The 18,460-nt window shown below is 38.6% G+C and carries 20 protein-coding genes and 1 pseudogene; 16 read left to right on the top strand and 5 right to left on the bottom strand.

Annotation, left to right across the window (positions count from 1 at the left end; genetic code table 11):
• Nucleotides 1-117: 117 nt before the first annotated feature.
• From mobC to mobA, 3 genes are all read right to left on the bottom strand, one after another.
• A complete protein-coding gene (mobC, locus tag D0T84_RS01690) occupies nt 118-2,121 on the bottom strand; it encodes a conjugal transfer protein MobC (protein ID WP_163305272.1) in 2,004 nt (667 codons plus the stop codon).
• Between the two features lie 65 nt (nt 2,122-2,186).
• A complete protein-coding gene (mobB, locus tag D0T84_RS01695) occupies nt 2,187-3,416 on the bottom strand; it encodes a conjugal transfer protein MobB (RefSeq protein ID WP_163305274.1) in 1,230 nt (409 codons plus the stop codon).
• The gene (mobA, locus tag D0T84_RS01700; RefSeq protein WP_370525395.1) at nt 3,400-3,849 is read right to left on the bottom strand and encodes a conjugal transfer protein MobA; all 450 of its coding nucleotides are present in this window, start codon (nt 3,847-3,849) and stop codon (nt 3,400-3,402) included. Before mobA ends, mobB begins: the two co-directional genes overlap by 17 nt.
• 658 nt (nt 3,850-4,507) lie before the next feature.
• On the opposite strand from mobA, the gene D0T84_RS01705 reads away from it, so the two are divergent.
• From D0T84_RS01705 to D0T84_RS01780, 16 genes are all read left to right on the top strand, one after another.
• Entirely contained in the window at nt 4,508-5,269 is a 762-nt protein-coding gene (locus D0T84_RS01705) for a ParA family protein (protein WP_163305278.1), read from the top strand.
• A 7-nt stretch (nt 5,270-5,276) separates the two neighbouring features.
• Complete coding sequence (locus D0T84_RS01710) at nt 5,277-5,678, top strand: DUF3408 domain-containing protein (protein WP_163305280.1); 402 nt, start codon at nt 5,277-5,279, stop codon at nt 5,676-5,678.
• The gene (locus D0T84_RS01715; protein WP_163305282.1) at nt 5,675-6,343 is read left to right on the top strand and encodes a hypothetical protein; all 669 of its coding nucleotides are present in this window, start codon (nt 5,675-5,677) and stop codon (nt 6,341-6,343) included. Before D0T84_RS01710 ends, D0T84_RS01715 begins: the two co-directional genes overlap by 4 nt.
• Nucleotides 6,344-6,461: 118 nt before the next feature.
• On the top strand, nt 6,462-6,761 hold the full coding sequence (locus D0T84_RS01720) for a DUF4134 domain-containing protein (RefSeq protein WP_163305284.1): 300 nt from the start codon (nt 6,462-6,464) through the stop codon (nt 6,759-6,761).
• Nucleotides 6,762-6,837: 76 nt separating this feature from the next.
• On the top strand, nt 6,838-7,167 hold the full coding sequence (locus tag D0T84_RS01725; RefSeq protein ID WP_163305286.1) for a DUF4133 domain-containing protein: 330 nt from the start codon (nt 6,838-6,840) through the stop codon (nt 7,165-7,167).
• Nucleotides 7,164-9,656, top strand: a complete 2,493-nt coding sequence (locus D0T84_RS01730; protein WP_163305288.1) for a TraG family conjugative transposon ATPase — start codon at nt 7,164-7,166, stop codon at nt 9,654-9,656. Before D0T84_RS01725 ends, D0T84_RS01730 begins: the two co-directional genes overlap by 4 nt.
• 56 nt (nt 9,657-9,712) lie before the next feature.
• On the top strand, nt 9,713-10,342 hold the full coding sequence (locus D0T84_RS01735) for a DUF4141 domain-containing protein (protein ID WP_163305291.1): 630 nt from the start codon (nt 9,713-9,715) through the stop codon (nt 10,340-10,342).
• Between the two features lie 82 nt (nt 10,343-10,424).
• Nucleotides 10,425-11,417 carry a conjugative transposon protein TraJ gene (traJ, locus tag D0T84_RS01740; RefSeq protein WP_163305293.1) on the top strand — a complete coding sequence of 331 codons (993 nt, stop codon included), beginning with the start codon at nt 10,425-10,427 and terminating at the stop codon, nt 11,415-11,417.
• A 110-nt stretch (nt 11,418-11,527) separates the two neighbouring features.
• Nucleotides 11,528-12,151, top strand: a complete 624-nt coding sequence (gene traK / locus D0T84_RS01745) for a conjugative transposon protein TraK (protein ID WP_163305295.1) — start codon at nt 11,528-11,530, stop codon at nt 12,149-12,151.
• Between the two features lie 56 nt (nt 12,152-12,207).
• A complete protein-coding gene (locus D0T84_RS01750; protein ID WP_163305297.1) occupies nt 12,208-12,609 on the top strand; it encodes a TraL conjugative transposon family protein in 402 nt (133 codons plus the stop codon).
• Nucleotides 12,563-13,846, top strand: a complete 1,284-nt coding sequence (gene traM, locus D0T84_RS01755; protein ID WP_163305299.1) for a conjugative transposon protein TraM — start codon at nt 12,563-12,565, stop codon at nt 13,844-13,846. The genes D0T84_RS01750 and traM overlap by 47 nt, the downstream gene beginning before the upstream one ends.
• 88 nt (nt 13,847-13,934) lie before the next feature.
• Nucleotides 13,935-14,921: a conjugative transposon protein TraN gene (gene traN / locus D0T84_RS01760; protein ID WP_163305301.1), complete on the top strand. Its 987-nt coding sequence runs from the start codon at nt 13,935-13,937 to the stop codon at nt 14,919-14,921.
• Nucleotide 14,922: 1 nt separating this feature from the next.
• On the top strand, nt 14,923-15,498 hold the full coding sequence (locus tag D0T84_RS01765) for a conjugal transfer protein TraO (protein ID WP_163305303.1): 576 nt from the start codon (nt 14,923-14,925) through the stop codon (nt 15,496-15,498).
• A gap of 3 nt (nt 15,499-15,501) precedes the next feature.
• On the top strand, nt 15,502-15,963 hold the full coding sequence (locus D0T84_RS01770; RefSeq protein WP_163305305.1) for a DNA N-6-adenine-methyltransferase: 462 nt from the start codon (nt 15,502-15,504) through the stop codon (nt 15,961-15,963).
• A gap of 37 nt (nt 15,964-16,000) precedes the next feature.
• Nucleotides 16,001-16,432: a TraQ conjugal transfer family protein gene (locus D0T84_RS01775; protein ID WP_163305307.1), complete on the top strand. Its 432-nt coding sequence runs from the start codon at nt 16,001-16,003 to the stop codon at nt 16,430-16,432.
• A gap of 193 nt (nt 16,433-16,625) precedes the next feature.
• Nucleotides 16,626-17,069 carry a PH domain-containing protein gene (locus tag D0T84_RS01780; protein ID WP_163305355.1) on the top strand — a complete coding sequence of 148 codons (444 nt, stop codon included), beginning with the start codon at nt 16,626-16,628 and terminating at the stop codon, nt 17,067-17,069.
• A 369-nt stretch (nt 17,070-17,438) separates the two neighbouring features.
• Here the strand turns inward: D0T84_RS01780 and D0T84_RS22740 are convergent.
• Together D0T84_RS22740 and D0T84_RS01790 are read right to left on the bottom strand one after the other, a co-directional pair.
• Nucleotides 17,439-17,765 (bottom strand): annotated as a pseudogene (locus tag D0T84_RS22740) (hypothetical protein); the annotation flags it as partial.
• Between the two features lie 23 nt (nt 17,766-17,788).
• Nucleotides 17,789-18,106 (bottom strand): hypothetical protein, encoded by a 318-nt coding sequence (locus D0T84_RS01790; RefSeq protein ID WP_163305311.1) that lies wholly within the window; start codon nt 18,104-18,106, stop codon nt 17,789-17,791.
• Between the last annotated feature and the right edge of the window lie 354 nt (nt 18,107-18,460).

Genomic DNA, 18,460 nt, shown 5'->3' on the forward strand with positions numbered 1-18,460 from the left:
GTAAGGCGCATTGCACTTATGAAGTATCTTTCTTTGATATATGCAGCAACTGGTTCATCATTGCAATTGTAAATATATTCTCATAGGAGAATATATTTACAATTTACTCTAAAGAGATTATTCTTTCAATAAATGCTGTAATTTTGGATCATTTTTAATCCTTTCTTTTTCATCCTCAATAATTTGCCCTACATCCAGTTTTATCTGACGATAATTACGGTTAATTTCATCCTCCATTAAATCAAGACCTTCTTCATTAACAAAATTGGTTATAATAGGGATTTTTTGATAAGCTTTTGTCTCTGCTGCTACTTTTGCATTATCTATAACGATTTCAGCATGAAATATCTTTTGTTCAATCCGTTCGTCAAAATTATCAGAAACAGAACCAACAAACATACCTTGAGTAAGATTTGATATTTTAGATGGTGGGATAAGTGAGTCCATTTGTGTGCTTATCGAAGTTGACTTATCCTGCTTATTGATTGTCATTGACTGACGTTTTTGTAATACCTTTCCGAATCGATCCGATAATGTTTTTGCTGTTTCTCCAACAACTTGACCGGAAAATATATTTCCGACCGTATTCATTACAACTTTGGCCTCTTTGTCGCCATAATCTCGATTCAGCTGGCTAAAATCCTGAAAACCAAGACACACTGCAACCTTATTGCTACGGGCAGTAGCGATCAGATTGTCAAGCCCTCTGAAATAGATAGTAGGCAACTCATCTATAATAACAGACGATTTGAGTTGCCCCTTTTTATTTATAAGTTTCACAATGCGACTGTTATATAACCCTAAAGCCGCTGAGTAAATATTTTGTCGGTCAGGATTGTTTCCAACACACAGTACCTTGGGTTCATTTGGATTATTAATATCCAATGAGAAATCATTTCCTGTCATAACCCAATACAATTGAGGGCTTATCATTCTGGATAACGGTATTTTAGCTGATGCTATCTGCCCCTGGAGCTGATCTTGAGCCCCTCCTTCCCATGCGTCCATAAATGGAGATAAATAGTTTTCCAACTCCGGATATGATGTCAAAACAGTGAAGGTATCCGCATATTTTTTATTCAGAAACTCAATAGCATGAGGAAAAGTGCAATATTTCCCATTCTGATAGATCTTCAAATACCAAATTATAGCAGCAAGCAGAATTATAGGTGATTCCACAAAGAAATCCCCTTGTTTTTGTATCCACGTTTTGTTCAAATTTAACATTATCGTGTATGCACTCTCATATGCATCGCTGATATCAGTCATGAATTCAGGAGCAATCGGATTGCATCGATGACTTTTTGCCGGATTATCGAAATTTATCACATAGAATTTAGGAGGAATCTTAAATTTGTCAAGATTCTTTCGCAACTCATTATAAGCGATGGTACTTAGGTCATCAAACTTATAATCATAAATATACATCGAATATCCCTTACTTAACTGTTGCCTAATATAACTATTTACAATAGCATAAGACTTGCCACTACCGGGAGTACCCAAAACAATCGTTGCCCGAAATGGGTTGACGACATTTATCCATCCCTTATTCCATTTCTTTTTATAATAGAACCGTGTCGGTAAATTTATGGAGTATTCATTCTCCATGAGCTTCATTTCCTGCATAAATGATTCGTTTTCCGTATTAAAGACATCATCCATCAGGTTATTCTTTAATAAACGGCTCATCCACAATCCAGCCATTAGCAGCAGGATATATCCGATAGTCATTGTGAAAATATATATTGCTGTATTGGCAACCAATGGTAATGGCAAGACTAATATCCACCAGTTAAGAAAAAAGAAAATAAACCCGAAAAACAGGAATACATATATTTTACTCCATGTTATTTTTTCTTCCTTTACCCCTTTTGTACCCAAACATGATAAACCTAAAAACACGACAGCAAATAACTTTGTCCAAAGTATATTAGAAAACAATCCTGCCGTGTTCTGAAAATTCAACAATATTTTATCCACAACACCTATATTGATTCCTATTTCCCGAATGGACTGGTAGCAGAACCAATAAATATGGATAATAACAAACAATATACTGATTGCCCGCATGAATTCCATCACTTTGGCTAATCCTCTCAAATCATCTTCCTGTTGCATAAAAATTAATTAATTAATTAGATAATGTGCCGATATGCCAATTAAGGCTGCATATTGGCTTATTTTTATAATTTTGGACCGCGTGGTTTTTTCCTCTTTCGTTTCATCCTGTTAGTAAAAGCAATTTCTTCATAATTATCCCCATGTTGTTCCATAGAGAAAATTCCGGCAATTGCGTCAGTTATAGATTCTTGTTGTTGGGAGTAATCATTATTAGATATTTTGTCATTCGAAAAATCATTTGTATGCTTTACATCTTCATTAAATAACCTTTGGAAAGTATTTGCGGAAAATTCTTTACCCATCCGTGAGCCATTGAAAACAACCTTTTGTTGATGGTCAATAAAAGTTACTCCATAAATACGTTTATCATCATTCTCCCTGAACAGGACAGATATATTATTCTTGGCCAGTTCCTTCTCTAACTGCTTTCGGGAACAATTATTCATCAGGCAAGATGAAACAATAGTTTTTGTCCTGTTATAAGACAACTTTCCTTTCATATCTTTCTTCGAAAAGGTAATCCGTTTTTGCAAGGCATCATAACCGACCTCTCTACTTATAAGAGATGCTTTGAATGGATTTCCGGTTTTCCTCCCTTTTTTATCCAATGCAGAATATATAAGTCCATTGTATGATTTTCCTCTTGCTTCCCCTTTAACCTCTTCAACGGTAACGCCATACAAAGAAAGTAAAGCCCGGTATTCGTTGATATTCTGGAAGTGGTAATTTTTCATTGCGCTTTTGACAATATTAGCTACCTGTTTCTTTATATTTCCTGCTTTCGGATTGACTCGTTTCAATGGCATTTTTTCAGAATAATGCACCTTTTCAGCTGGAAGCAATCCGTACTTTTTTTCCAACTCCCGGGTAATATCTTTTGAGCGTTTATGTTCAAAAGAGCCATTCATCCGTTCCCCGTTTTCTTTAACACAAGTAGTAACAATATGTAGGTGATGACGGTCGATATCTTCGTGCTTATATACAAGATAGGGTTGATTTCCATATCCTAACTTCTCGAGGTATTCCTGTGCTATTTTTTCAAATTGTTCATCTGTCAGCTTATCGTCCGGGTGTGGATTCAGAGAAATATGGACAATTGGTTTCTTGGTATTTTTATTTGCATTCAGATAGTCTTCAAAAGAACGTAATGTCAGGGAGGTTTTATATTCACCATCATAAGTTTGCATAATTAAATTACTGCAAAGGATCTTAGCCTGATTATCATCAACCTTTTCCTGATTGTAAGATAACGCTCCAAAAAGGGAATTTCCAAGACTAATATTCGCTACCATTGCTTAGATATTTAGTCTCCATTTCTTTCGTTAATTCTATCACTTGCTTATGAATTTCGACCAGTTCCATTGTCGCTTTCTCCAATTTATAAAGAAATGCCAGTGCTTTTTTCTCCGTAAAATTAGAGTGAAGAGCTTTGACTACCTGATTATAATTGTTACCAATCGCTCGAAATTGACCGAATAAAGTAGTCAATCTCATGTAATAATCTTTGATACTTTTATCCACTTTTGTGACAATAAATGGCCTGTCAAAAACACGGGATACGATAAAATCTGCCTTATTTTTCGCCCCGGACTGTTCGTATAAAGATAAAAACCGGGCATGACTGGCACTATTAAAACGAACCGAATAGCGGTAAACCGCCGGATCATCAACGGGAATTCTTCCCCCTTTTCTTTTTCTTAAAGGTTTTTCTCTGTTCATAATTATTGGATATTTAGTGGTTATCGCAGATCGTTACCTGCATTAAAATCGAAAATCTGATCTTGCAACTTCGGCGCAAGATTTCTCCCGACTTTCAGGGGAGCGGGGCAAGGAGTTTTGGGCTGCTGAATTTATTCAGAGCAGCTCAAAACACACCTTGCTGTGTTCTGACGAACACCAAAATCCACCCAAAGGGATGGATTAACATTAATCGATATGAGAATGTCTGTAACATAACTAGCGGGTTTACTCTGATGCTTGCAAAGTTAGGTGCTCTAAATGGGAATATTACGATGAAGATAGTAGCCAAATGATGCCAATAGCAGCCAAATGATGTCACCTAACTTTTTTATAATAAGGTTATTATTATTTATTATTTCTTTTGTCGATGTACAACTGGTTATGTAAATAATTATGCTCTTATCGGTATATATAAATATTTAAGGGATTATATACTTACATAAGTATGTACTTATACAATTATGTGAGTATGCGCTTATCGACTTTAGTGAGTATGCATATAACCAAAGATTTGAACCAATAGCTATACACAAAAGGGAGTATTTATTCAGATAAGGCAATAGTTGGAAATATATATATGCATTGTTATGCAGAATTATCTGAATAAATATAGTTCTATTTAATTAACTAAATAAGTTACAACATGAAAAAGAAGCCATTATTTATCGCTTTCTCTACTCAAAAGGGAGGAGTTGGAAAAACCGTATTTACTGTTCTTGTCGCAAGTTACCTTCATTATGAAAAAGGGTATAAGGTTGGGGTTATTGACTGTGATTATCCGCAGTACAGTATTGATGGTATGCGAAAACGGGAAGAGCAAATTCTCAGGGAAGATAACTATTATAAGCTGATGGCTTACAACCAGTTTAGCCGGGAAAATGAGTTGAACGCATATCTGGTAGAATCCGCGACCGGAGAGAATGCGATTAGTTGTGCCAATAAAATGATAGAAGAATCTTCTGTTGATCTGGATTTTATCTTCTTCGATTTACCAGGTACACTTAATAGTAAAGGTATAATTATGACCTTATCCCAAATGGATTATATATTTTCTCCGATAAGTGCAGACCGCTATGTGTTGGAAAGTACCTTGGAATTTACTTCCCTTTTAAATGAAAATATCCTTAGTATTAATAAGGGCAGTTTAAAAGGATTGTATTTATTCTGGACTTTGGTGGATAAAAGAGAACGCTCAAATCTTTACGATGCATATGCTGATGTAATTGCCGAGTTGGGGCTGCAACTGTTAAGGACTTATATTCCTGAAAGAAAATGTTTTCGACATGAACTGGAAAGCACACATAGGCCTGTATTTCGTTCATCTTTCTTTGCCGCAGACAAACAACTTGTTAGAAATTGCAAATTAGACGAACTTATCGATGAATTATTATCAATCATAAAATAAATCAACAATGAGTAAAAAGATAATACCTGAAGATATTGATGAAAATGCATTACTGGCATCAATTTATGCAAAGAAAAATCCGGGCATAGACACATCAGAACAAGATTTACCAAAAAAAGATAATGAACCTTTCACAGTAAATGAGCCTTCAACGAAACGAAAAAAGATATCCAAAGGAAGTTACAGTGAAGAATTTCTTGGCAGGAAAGAAAAGAACACGAAACGGCCCAGCGTATATATAGATTTAGAATTGCATAATATTATCTCTGAAATAGTAAAAGTTATAGCAGTAAAAATGACTGTCGGAGAATATATTGATATGGTACTATGGGAACATCTCAAACAAAATAAAGATGAAATAAACAAATTATATCGTCAAGACCGGGATGACTTAATCAAAATCGAATGACCATGATCCTATTTATTGTTATAACAGCTTTATTGTGTCTGCTCCTATTAGGAATTGATAGCTTCCGGCAAGTAAAACAAAGGAAAGAAACTGACACCCCTCATGAAAAGATGCCATTGGATTCTTCTAAATCTACCTCTATATTGGGAAAAAGCCATTATCAACTCAGCCAATTGCTGCCAAATGATGTCACGTCTCTAAAAACAGAAGCAGACATGAAAGATAATACTAAAGAAGAATCTACTTTTGCTGGGCCTTCTTTGGAAACAGAACATGATGATCCTGAAGAGATCGACGTGGATGTTCCGCCTTTGGAAAAAGAAGAGCCGGATGAGGATGATTTCATTGAAGAGGAAGAGATTACAGGACTATTTGGGCCGGAAGCAGAAATTGCATCAGGTGTTAGTGTTAACGATATGCTTAAGGCAGACAAGGTAATATCTGATGTGCAAGCAAGTGTTCAGGATGAAGAAGAAGCCGGACAAATTCTTTATCAAAACAGAAAGACAGATATAGTTGAACAGATTGCTTCAAATAGTTCTATGCGGATAGAAAGAATACGAGATCTGATGTACATTCATGAAAAGAAATATGGAATTGTAGAAACAGATACTCCCACAAATAAAGATTTAGAAAATTTTGATATTAACAATTTTATTCGGTAAAAGATGAAGATTTATGACTCCGGCTAATATGATTAAGCCACCACTAAAATCCAATTTAATTAAAGTAGAACCTTGTTATGAGGCCTATCCACCCTCATGACGCTAAAAACAATCATTTATGAAAAAGAAACTTCTTTTCTTTGCAGTGATATTCATCGCTTTTACTGCAAACATTTTCGCTCAGGGTAATGGTCTTCAAGGTATCAACGATGCCACTAATATGGTGACAAGTTATTTCGATCCCGGCACAAAACTTATCTATGCTATTGGAGCCGTCGTCGGGCTTATCGGAGGTGTTAAAGTATATGGGAAGTTCAGCTCCGGCGATCCTGATACCTCTAAAACTGCCGCTTCGTGGTTCGGAGCCTGTATATTTCTGATTGTGGCTGCCACTATCCTCCGTTCATTCTTCTTATAAGGGTCATAGACTCTCTTATTAACTCAAATGAGAAATAAGAATCAATATGAGTTCAACAACTATTAAAACAAGAAGAATGGAATACTCGATCAACAAAGGGATTGGCAAGCCCGCAGAATTTAAGGGTTTGAAATCCCAGTATCTCTTCATTTTCGCAGGTGGCTTACTGTCTGTGTTCGTGGTTTTCGTAATCATGTATATGATAGGCATTAGCCAAACCATATGTATTGGATTCGGAGGAACAGCCGCCGGAATCCTTGTCTGGGGAACTTTCCACCTGAATGATAAATACGGGGAGTTCGGACTGATGAAGCTGCAAGCCATAGCTAACCATCCCAAATACATTATCAATCGCAGGCGGATAGAAAACCTGTTCCAGCACAAAAGAAAGGAGGTTCGTTTATGAGAAATACAGCCAAAGCAGCCACGTTGGAAAGCAAATTCCCCCTGTTAACAGTTGAACATGATTATATTCTGAGTAAAGATGCTGATCTGTCGGTAGCCTATCGGATAGAACTACCCGAACTGTTCACTGTAACATCAGCCGAATACGAAGCGATGCACTCGGCATGGCTCAAAGCCATTAAGGTTTTGCCTAACTATTGTGTGGTACATCGTCAGGACTGGTTTGTAGAAGAGAAGTACAGACCAGAACTGGATAAGGAAGATATCAGTTTCCTATCCCGCAGCTTTGAACGCCATTTCAATGAACGTCCGTACCTGAACCATACTTCGTACCTGTTCCTGACAAAGACCACTAAAGAGAGGGCACGCCAGCAAAGTAACTTTAACGCACTGACACGGGGCTTTATCGTTCCCAAAGAAATGCAGGATAAAGAAGCTATCCAAAAGTTTACCGAGGCTGTCGGACAATTCGAGCGTATCATTAATGATTCGGGATTTATTAAACTCACACGTATTACAACCGATGAGATTGTTGGCACAGATTCCGGCGCAGGTATTGTCGAAAAATATTTCTCCCTGTCCCAGCAAGACACAACTTGTTTGCAGGATATTACCCTGAAAGCGGGAGAAATGAAAATCGGTGATAAATATCTCTGCCTGCATACGCTTTCGGATACAGAAGACCTGCCGGGAAAAGTACAGACAGATACCCGTTATGAACGGCTATCGACGGACAGAAGCGATTGCCGCCTGTCCTTTGCCGCCCCGATAGGAGTATTGCTCTCCTGTAACCATATCGTCAACCAGTATATCTTTATTGATGACCATACGGAAAGCCTCAAACGTTTCGAGAAGCAAGCGAGAAATATGCACTCTTTATCCCGTTACAGCAGAAGTAACCAGATAAACAAAGCCTGGATTGAAGATTATCTGAATGATGCACATAGCTTTGGATTGACCTCAGTACGTTGTCATGTCAATGTAATGGCATGGAGCGATGACAGGGAAGACCTTGCCCGTATTAAGAACGATGTCGGTAGCCAGCTGGCATTAATGGAATGTAAACCGAGACATAATACGGTAGATACGCCGACACTCTTCTGGGCGGGTATTCCGGGTAATGCGGGCGATTTTCCGAGTGAAGAGAGTTTTTATACATTCATCGAACAGGCCTTGTGTTTCTTAATAGAAGAAACCAATTATAAGAACTCGCCTTCTCCGTTCGGAATCAAGATGGTGGATCGGGTAACGGGTAGACCTCTTCATATGGATATTTCTGACCTGCCTATGAAGAAAGGAATTATCACCAACCGCAACAAGTTCGTGTTAGGTCCATCGGGTAGCGGAAAATCCTTCTTTATGAATCATCTTGTCCGCCAATACTGGGAACAGGGCACGCACGTTGTCCTTGTGGACACGGGTAATTCCTATCAAGGCTTATGTGAGATGATTCGCAGCAAAACGAAAGGCGAAGATGGAATTTATTTCACATACACCGAAGAAAATCCGATTTCTTTTAATCCATTTTACACCGATGATAATCAATTCGATGTAGAGAAAAAGGACAGTCTAAAAACTTTGCTTTTGACCCTTTGGAAAAGTGAAGATGACAAAATCACAAAGACCGAATCGGGAGAGCTAGGTAGTGCTGTTGAAGAATATATCAAACGGATACAGTCGGATAAGAGTATTGCACCGTGCTTCAATACTTTCTATGAGTTTATGCGGGATGAATACAAAGTGGAGCTACAAAGCAGAGAGATTGAGGTAGGCAAAGAAGAGTTCAATATCAATAACTTCCTGACTACCCTGCGGCAGTACTACAAAGGTGGGCGTTTCGACTTCCTATTGAACTCGGACAAGGAACTGGATTTGCTGAACAAACGGTTTATCGTTTTCGAGATAGACCAGATAAAGGAGAACCGCGACCTTTTTCCGATAGTGACCATTATCATTATGGAAGCATTTATCAATAAGATGCGTAGGCTGAAAGGTATCCGAAAGCAATTCATTTGCGAAGAGGCATGGAAGGCTCTTTCATCTCCGAATATGGCGGATTATTTAAAGTATTTGTACAAAACCGTCCGAAAATTCTTTGGAGAAGCCATTGTTGTCACTCAGGAAGTAGATGATATTATCTCGTCTCCGGTAGTCAAAGATGCCATTATCAATAACTCCGATTGTAAGATACTGCTCGACCAGCGTAAGTATATGAACAAGTTTGATGCGATACAGTCTTTGCTGGGACTGACCGATAAGGAACGGGCGCAAATTCTTTCCATTAATATGTCCAATAATCCAAGCCGATTGTACAAAGAAGTGTGGATCGGACTGGGCAGTGCGCAATCTGCGGTATATGCAACGGAAGTAAGTAAATCAGAATACCTGACCTATACCACTGAAGAGACCGAGAAACTCGAAGTGATGCGGCTCGCTGAAAAGTTGGGAGGAGATATGGAACAGGCTATAAAGCAACTGGCGGCCCCTTAATCCGCATTAGCAAAAAGAGAATAATAATTTATTAACGTATTAATAACAAGTTGAATATGAAAGCTAAATTTTTCATGTTGTGCGTAAGCCTTGTGCTTTTCACAACAAATATCAGTGCCCAGTGGACAGTCTGGGACCCGTCGAACTTTACCCAAAGTATTGTTAATACCAGCAAACAGATTGTCGAAACCTCTTCCACTGCAAAAAATATGATTAATAATTTTAAAGAGGTGCAAAAGGTTTATAATCAAGGTAAAGAATACTACGATGCGCTCAAAGCAGTGAACAAGCTGGTCAAAGATGCAAGGAAAGTACAGAAGACCATACTGATGGTAGGCGAAGTCTCCGATATCTATGTCAATAACTTTCAAAAGATGCTGCAAGATCCCAATTATTCCATCGATGAACTCAATGCCATTGCAACAGGATATGCCAAATTGTTGGAGCAAAGTAACGATGTATTAAACGAATTGAAAGGAGTCGTCAATATCAGTACCCTATCTCTTTCGGATAAAGATCGTATGGATGTAGTCAATAGCTGCCATGACTCGATGGTGGAGTATCGCAATCTGGTAAAATACTATACTAATAAAAATATCGGAGTATCTTATCTCAGAGCGAAGAAAAAAGGCGAGACTGCAAGGGTAAATGCTTTGTATGGCAATCCAAACGAACGTTACTGGTAATCTCAGTGTGCCGATATGCCAATGGCGCAAAGCAACAATAACATTGGCATATTGGCAAATTTTCACATTAAATTATTAGAATATGGATTTTGATCAATTTCACGAAACACTGCGAACCCTTTATGACCAGATGATGCCTTTGTGTAGCGATATGGCCGGAGTAGCCAAAGGAATAGCCGGATTGGGAGCATTGTTCTATGTTGCCCATCGGGTCTGGCAATCCCTGTCACGGGCTGAACCTATCGATGTCTATCCCTTGCTTCGTCCCTTTGCCATCGGCCTATGTATCATGTTTTTCCCGACTGTCGTACTGGGTACTATCAACAGTATTATGAGTCCTGTTGTGCAGGGAACACATGGTATGCTGCAATCCGAAACATTCGACATGCAGAAATATGCAGAGCAAAAGGATAAGATGGAGTATGAAGCCATGCGGCGCAATCCCGAAACAGCTTATCTGGTAGATAATGAAATATGGGATGCCAAACTGGACGAATTGGGTATTACTGATGTGGGAACGAAAGTCGGATTATATATTGAAAAAGGATTGTACAATGCCAAGAAATGGATACGGGAAGCATTCAGGGAGTTGCTGGAGATAATTTTCAAGGCGGCGGCATTGGTTATTGATGTGATACGCACTTTCTTCCTGATTGTTCTCGCCATACTAGGTCCTATTGCCTTCGGGATCTCCGTCTGGGACGGATTTTCATCCACCCTGACCCAATGGATATCACGATATGTGTCGGTCTATCTGTGGCTGCCTGTGTCTGATTTGTTCAGCACGATATTAGCCCGGCTCCAATCACTGATGTTGCAAGCTGATATTGTCCGGATGGAAACTGATCCGAACTTCTCGCTGGATAGTTCCGATGTTATTTATATCCTATTCCTACTGATCGGTATTGTCGGGTTCTTTACCATTCCGACTGTTGCCGGATGGATAATCTCGGCTGGTGGCATGGGTAACTTCGGTAAGAATGTGAATCAGACGGCAACCAAAGGCGGAGCAATAGCCGGAGGTGCTGCGGGTGCTGCTGCCGGAAATATTATGGGAAGGCTGAAAGGGAAATAACTTAATGAGCCAATGGTTTAGTATGCCAATTTGCCAATGAAAAAATGATTATCAGGCTCAGTAATCATCATTGGCACATCGGCACATTTTCAAATTATCACATTAGTATAATGGAATTCAAGTCATTAAAAAATATAGAGACCAGTTTTAAGCAACTCCGCATTTTCGGCATTGTGTTTCTGTGTATGTGTACTCTTGTTACGGGATATTCCGTATATAGTGCATACGACTTTGCAGAAGCACAGCGCCAGAAAATATATGTATTGGACAATGGAAAATCACTGATGCTCGCCCTCTCGCAGGACTTGTCACAAAACCGCCCTGTGGAAGCAAGGGAACACGTCAGGCGTTTTCACGAACTCTTCTTTACCCTTTCTCCTGACAAATCGGCTATTGAAAGCAATATCAACAGGGCACTGCTCCTGTCAGATAAAACAGCCTTCAATTATTATAAAGACTTGTCAGAAAAAGGATATTATAATCGCATAATATCGGGCAATATCAATCAAATGATACAGATAGACAGTGTGGCCTGCAACCTGAATGTCTATCCTTATCAAGTTGCTACTTATGGTAAGCAGATGATTATTCGCGAGAGTAATATTACCGAACGCTCTTTGATAACCTATTGCCGGTTATTGAATTCTGTCCGTTCTGATAATAATCCGCATGGATTTACTATCGAAGGATTCGAGGTCAAAGAAAATAAGGATATCAGAGTACTTACCCGCTAAACAGCCCCCTAAATCCCCCAAGGGGGACTTTGGGTAAACCACGAAAAGTAAATGATATGAAAGAGCGATTGAAAGAAGTCTGGTATTGGTTTGAGGATAAGCTCAAAGGCCTGTGCGGTGAGCTGACTCCCGATAAACGGATTGTAACCATTCTGATAATGCTTCTGATACTGACTATTGGCAATCTGCATTTTACATTTTCTACAATTTATAATTGGGGAAAGGAAAGTGAGAAAAAAGAGCAGATGGAAATAGAGCATATCAGGCAATTGGAACTGGAACAAAATAAGAGCAAAGAATTTGATTTTATGGATTCTGAAATGGAAGAGGAGCTGTTTGATCTGCATCGGCAAAAAATGAGACAGGACTCTATCGACAGTTTAAGTATTAACAAACAAAGATTTAAAGAATATGAGCGAACAACGAGGATTAAGCCCGGAGCAAAAACAAAAGCTTAAAAAGTATGCGGTATTTGCATTGATGGCGATTGTTTTTGCAGGCTGTATGTGGCTGATATTTGCACCATCCGATGCGGATAAAGCCAAAGAACAGGAAAGTATCGGGCTTAATGCTGATATACCCGATCCTGATGGTGGTGGACTTATCGGAGACAAAAAAGATGCCTATGAACAGGAGCAGATGCAGAAGAACCAAAAAGAAAGGATGCAGTCCCTTCAAGGGTATATGGATATTCTGGAAAATGAAACGAAGGATAAACAACAAGTGACTCTTTCCCTCGGCGATGAGCCGGAACAAAAGCCACAAGAAAAGAAAGAGCCTATTAACAATTCTGTTTCAGCCTATAAGGATATCAATAAAACATTGGGCAATTTCTACGAACAGCCTAAAGCCGATCCTGAAAAGGAAGAAATGAAAAAGAAACTGGAAGAACTGGAAGCTAAAGTGAATGAAAAAGAAGCTACCAAAAGCCAGATGGATGAACAGTTGGAATTAATGGAAAAATCCTACCAGATGGCAGCTAAATATATGCCGAATGTGCAACAGGATAATAGCAGTGAAAGCCTGAGCAAAAGGATTTCCAATGGTACAGTGAAGAGTAGCGGTAATGGAAAGACAAAAGTTGCTCCCATCAGGCATATACAGAACCAGACAGTTTCGGCTCTATCCCAAAGATTATCCGATGAAGATTACTTCCTGATGTATGACCAACCCAGAAATACAAGCTTCAATACAATGGGTGGCGAAATGGGTGTGTCGGAGAAAAATACTATTTCTGCTGTTATTCATGATGATCAGACTGTTGTAGACGGGCAGACTACCCGTTTACGCTTGACTGAACCGTTCATGGCCGGAACAATGCTTATTCCGGAAAACACCATCATTACTGGAGTCGCTAAAGTTCAGGGCGAGCGGCTGAATATACAAATATCATCTATCGAATATCAGGGAACGATTATTCCTGTGGAGATGTCAACTTACGATTCTGACGGACAGCGAGGTATCTATATTCCCGGTTCATTGGAGATGAATGCCGCCAAAGAGATTCTGGCGAATATGGGTAATAGTGTAGGTACAAGTTTTACCATGACCGAGAGTACAGGCGCGCAACTGACCTCTGACCTGACAAAAGGAGCTATACAAGGCTTGTCGGCATATATGCAAAAGAAGATTAAGGAAGTAAAGGTTACACTCAAATCCGGCTATAAGGTAATGCTAATGCCGAAAAACAGTTAGGCAAGTGACACCTCCCCCAACCCCTCCAAAGGGAGGGGAGCAGCAAAGCCATGAGAGAATTAAAAATGAAAATTTAAAGTAAAAAACAATGAAAAAATACATTTTATTATTTGCGTTGGCTATCACGACGATAGCCATCAATGCCCAGACAGAAGAAGCAATTCCGGTTGTAAATCAAACGCAGGAAGAGATGCAGGAGGATTTGCAACAGGTACTTAAGCCGACTTATGGCGATTATTATGAAGGTCTATCGAAGAAGATAACCTTTGACCGGATGATACCACCATACGGATTGGAAGTAACTTTCGATAAGACGGTACATATCATTTTCCCTGCGCCAATTCAGTATGTGGACTTAGGTTCGAACCGTATTATTGCAGGTAAGGCAGGAACATCAGAAAATATCCTGCGGGTAAAAGCTGCTCTTCGGAGCTTTGAGACGGAGACTAATATGGCTGTTATCACTAATGAAGGTAGCTACTATACCTTCAATGTGAAATATGCCGATGAGCCGGAGAAGCTAAATATCGAGATGAAAGACTTTATGCACGATGGTATAGCTACGAACAGGCCTAATAACAGCATGGACATTTACCTGAAGGAACTGGGAAGTGAATCGCCGCGAATCGTTTACCTGATTAACAGGGCCATTTACAATACAGACAAGCGATTAGTAAAGCATATCGGTTCCAAACGTTTTGGCATCCAATATTTACTGAAAGGAATATATTCACATAATAACCTGCTGTATCTGCATACTTCGATAAAGAACGCATCTAATGTGTCTTTCGATATAGATTTTGTAAGGATGAAAATAATCGACAAGAAAGTAGCTAAGCAGACGGCTATACAGGAAACGGTTATCCATCCGCTTCGTGCTTATAATTTTATATCTACTGTGGGAGGTAATAAAACTGAACGCACTGTGTTCGCAATCGATAAGGTAACCATACCCAATGATAAGAAACTGGTTATTGAACTCTTTGAAAAGAATGGTGGGCGGAACCAATCTTTTGTAATTGAAAACGAAGATCTGTTGAGAGCGGAAGAAATTAATGAATTAAAGGTAAAATAGCATGAAGCGGATTATATTATTTATAACTCTGAGCCTAGCCTTGATTGGGCAGGCTCACGCTCAACGTTATCTGCCGGGACAGAAAGGCATACAGGTAACAGGTGGATTTGTCGATGGCTTTACATTGGAAAAGAAAGACGGACAAGCATTTTTCGGAGGTCTTGCTTTATCGACTTATACCAAGAATGGCAACCGTTGGATATTCGGAGCGGAATATATGCAGAAATCACATGAGTATAAAGATAAACTTATCCCTGTATCTCAAATAACAGCTGAAGGCGGATATTATGTGAATTTCCTTTCAGACAAAAGTAAAACGCTGTTCTTTTCTGTTGGACTATCTGCGATGGCAGGCTATGAAACGGTAAACTGGGGAAAGGAATTACTATTTGATGGAGCCACCATTACCAGTGAAGATAATTTCTTATATGGTGGTGCGGTATCATTTGAGATTGAAACATTCCTGTCGGATAGGTTCGCCCTGCTTATCAATGCACGGGAGCGGATACTCTTCGGTTCGGAGATCAATAAGTTTCATACGCAAGTAGGAATCGGGTTTAAAGTAATAATCAATTAGCCTATGAAAGAGAACGACGAATGGTACACGCCAAAAGAGATTATAGAATCTCTGGGAGTATTTGATTTGGACCCGGCTACATCTATTGAAGCCTATAACCAAAATCAATCAGCAAAGAAAATATTTACAGCCAAGGGTAACGGATTAAAACAGGAATGGAAAGGTCGGATTTGGCTCAATCCTCCATATTCCAATCCTTTAATCCAGCAGTTCCTGACTAAAATGGCAGAGCATAACAACGGTATTGCTTTGGTATTTGCTAAGATTGAAGCCAAGTGGTTTCACGATATTGTACTGACTCATGCCACAGCTATTAAGTTTTTGTATAACCGTATCCGTTTCTATAAACCGGATGGTACACAGGGTATGCAACCCCGGAATGGTTCGATGCTGGTGGCTTATGGCAGGAATAATGCCGAAATACTTATGAATAATAAGATAAAGGGAAAATTCCTGTTTCTGTAAATAACTAAAAACAAAATAATTTAAAATCAGAATAAAAATGAAAAAATGTGCATCTTATATAATCTTTACGCTATTGCTTGCGGCAATAGCGTGTGCCTGTAGCGACGATATTGATATTAAGCAAGGCTATGAATTCGAAGTTACTCACCTGCCTGTACCGAAAAAACTAAAGATTGGAGAAACTATCGAGATTCGCTGTCAGTTGGAACGAAGCGGATATTTTGACGAAGCAGCTTATCGTTTCCGGTATTTTCAGACTGATGGGAAAGGAGAACTGAGAATGGATGATAGTGAACCTTTCCTGCCGAATGATTACTATGATTTGGTAAAGGAATCATTTAGGTTCTATTATACTTCCCAGTGCGATGAACAGCAAGTGATTGACATTTACTTCTTCGATAATAGAGGGAATAGCCACATTCTGAGCTTTACGTTCAATAATGATAATGGAGAGGAGGAAGAGGTATGAATATTGTTTATTACTGTATGGCAGCCTATCAGATAATATCATGGGTTTGTATTGCTATAAGCATTCGCTGTGCAAAAACGGATATTGAACTTTTCGGTGAGGAGATTGAATAATTGAAATGTTAAAAAAGCTGGGTAAATATTTGCCTGGCTTTTTGATTATCGTTATTTTTGTTTTTTACAAAAAATCAATAATGAGCTACATAAATAATAATTTACAGACAGGGGAAACGATAGTGTACAAAGCAAATATACATTGGTATATATTTGTATTTCCTATCATTTTGTTATTGTTGGGGTTTATTTTTTATCCTAACGCAGTAAGTTCTGTTTTGCATTATATAGGGTTAGGGTTATTGATTCTGGGAGGAATCAGCCTTATCAAAAGGATTTTATTGAAAATGGGGACAGAGTATGTCGTAACCAATAAAAGAGTTATTCTCAAATCAGGTGTTTTTAGCAGAGACGCATTAGAATTAGTTTTAACAAAATGTGAAGGACTACGTATAAATCAAGGAATTATGGGGCGTATTCTCGGTTTTGGATCAATTCTGGTGACAACCGGTGGTGTTACCAACACTTTTAGATTTGTAGCAAACCCAATGAAATTCAGGAATGCTATAAATAATCAGATTTAGATTATTCGGTTGTAGCTAATTTTCATTATTTCCCTTTTTCCGGATAACGTTATAAGTTTTTTCTGGAGTGAGAACCACCTCATACTTCTCCAGTCTTTCGTAAATAGACCCTAAAGTTTTGCATCCATAGCGGCGGGGGTTGTATCTGGGGTATATTTTTTTTAGAATAAATCCGAGTTCTGATAAGGTAACGCCTTCTTTTTTATAAAAATCAAAAGCTTCGTCAAAAATATGTGCTTCCTTTTGCAGGATAGTTTCATGCGTGTCGCCACTCCCCAATATAACTCTCGCTTTCGGTTGTATATCATTATACTTAATTTTTTTGCCGAAAGTAATCTCTGCTACGGGATTATCAATAATTCCGTTATCATCAGTTGTAGAGCTGTCTTCCAGAAGTCTGGCTTTTCGTTTCCGGTCTTTTTCTTTCTTCTGCTTTTCCTTTTTGACTTTATCCTCTTTCAGTAATTGGGCTATGGATTTAATAATATCCGGCATTTCTTTACCGAAACGTTTGTAGTATAAATTTTCTATATGCTGCGGTAAGGGTGTCTTCCAAGTTTCCTGCTTATGATTATCCAGTTTCCCTAATTTATCAGGATTAAATCCTAATTCACGAGCCATTTGCACCTGCTTGTCGGATAGGCGGTGACGCTTTTGGGCAATCTTCCATTTTTCTAATTTCACCTTACTATTCATCCTGTTTCCTGATAAATTTACTGTTATAAATTTTGCCTGTCCAATTTGTGCTTATAACATTTCAGTTCTTCTTTTCTTAGATTAAAAACAGCACAGACAAAAGAAATTTCTTTATTGGAAAGATTCAAAACTTCATCCCGAACTATCAATCTTACGCCATCCAATCCTCCATAAAGAGCGAAAATGGCATAATAGTCTTCGTCCCAACCTCTTAGAATGACACGTTCGACTACTAAAGCCCGCATATATTGCCAATCAAAACGGGAAAGGTCATATTCCCACAACACGCTGGCTTTTACTTTGGGGTGATGCTTTATTTGTTCTTCCCAATCAGACCACATAAATACTGAATTACTGTTTTGTAAAAATAGTTATAAATATGGAATATTTGCTCTCGGTTTTTTGTTTCTCTTACATTTGTAAAAGTATATTAAGAGTTTAGCAGAATGGAAGTGAGACGCTTTTGTTACAGGTAGGACTGTCCTGTATAAATCTATATCCAGAGCTAAGTTTTGAGGTATTTGTTGTAGCTTGGCTAGACAAATAGGCTAAGGACTGCGAGATAGTTTTGTTATAGATAGGATTTCCATATCGTGAAAAAGAAAATGTCCGCTTTCCATTTTGTGTTTCTTTAGAATCTGGACAGTACTTAAGGCTACATTTGTAAGCTTGTGTAAAATAAGAGAAAAGATGAT

The organism is Dysgonomonas sp. 521 (assembly GCF_010501055.1).
GTDB lineage: Bacteria > Bacteroidota > Bacteroidia > Bacteroidales > Dysgonomonadaceae > Dysgonomonas.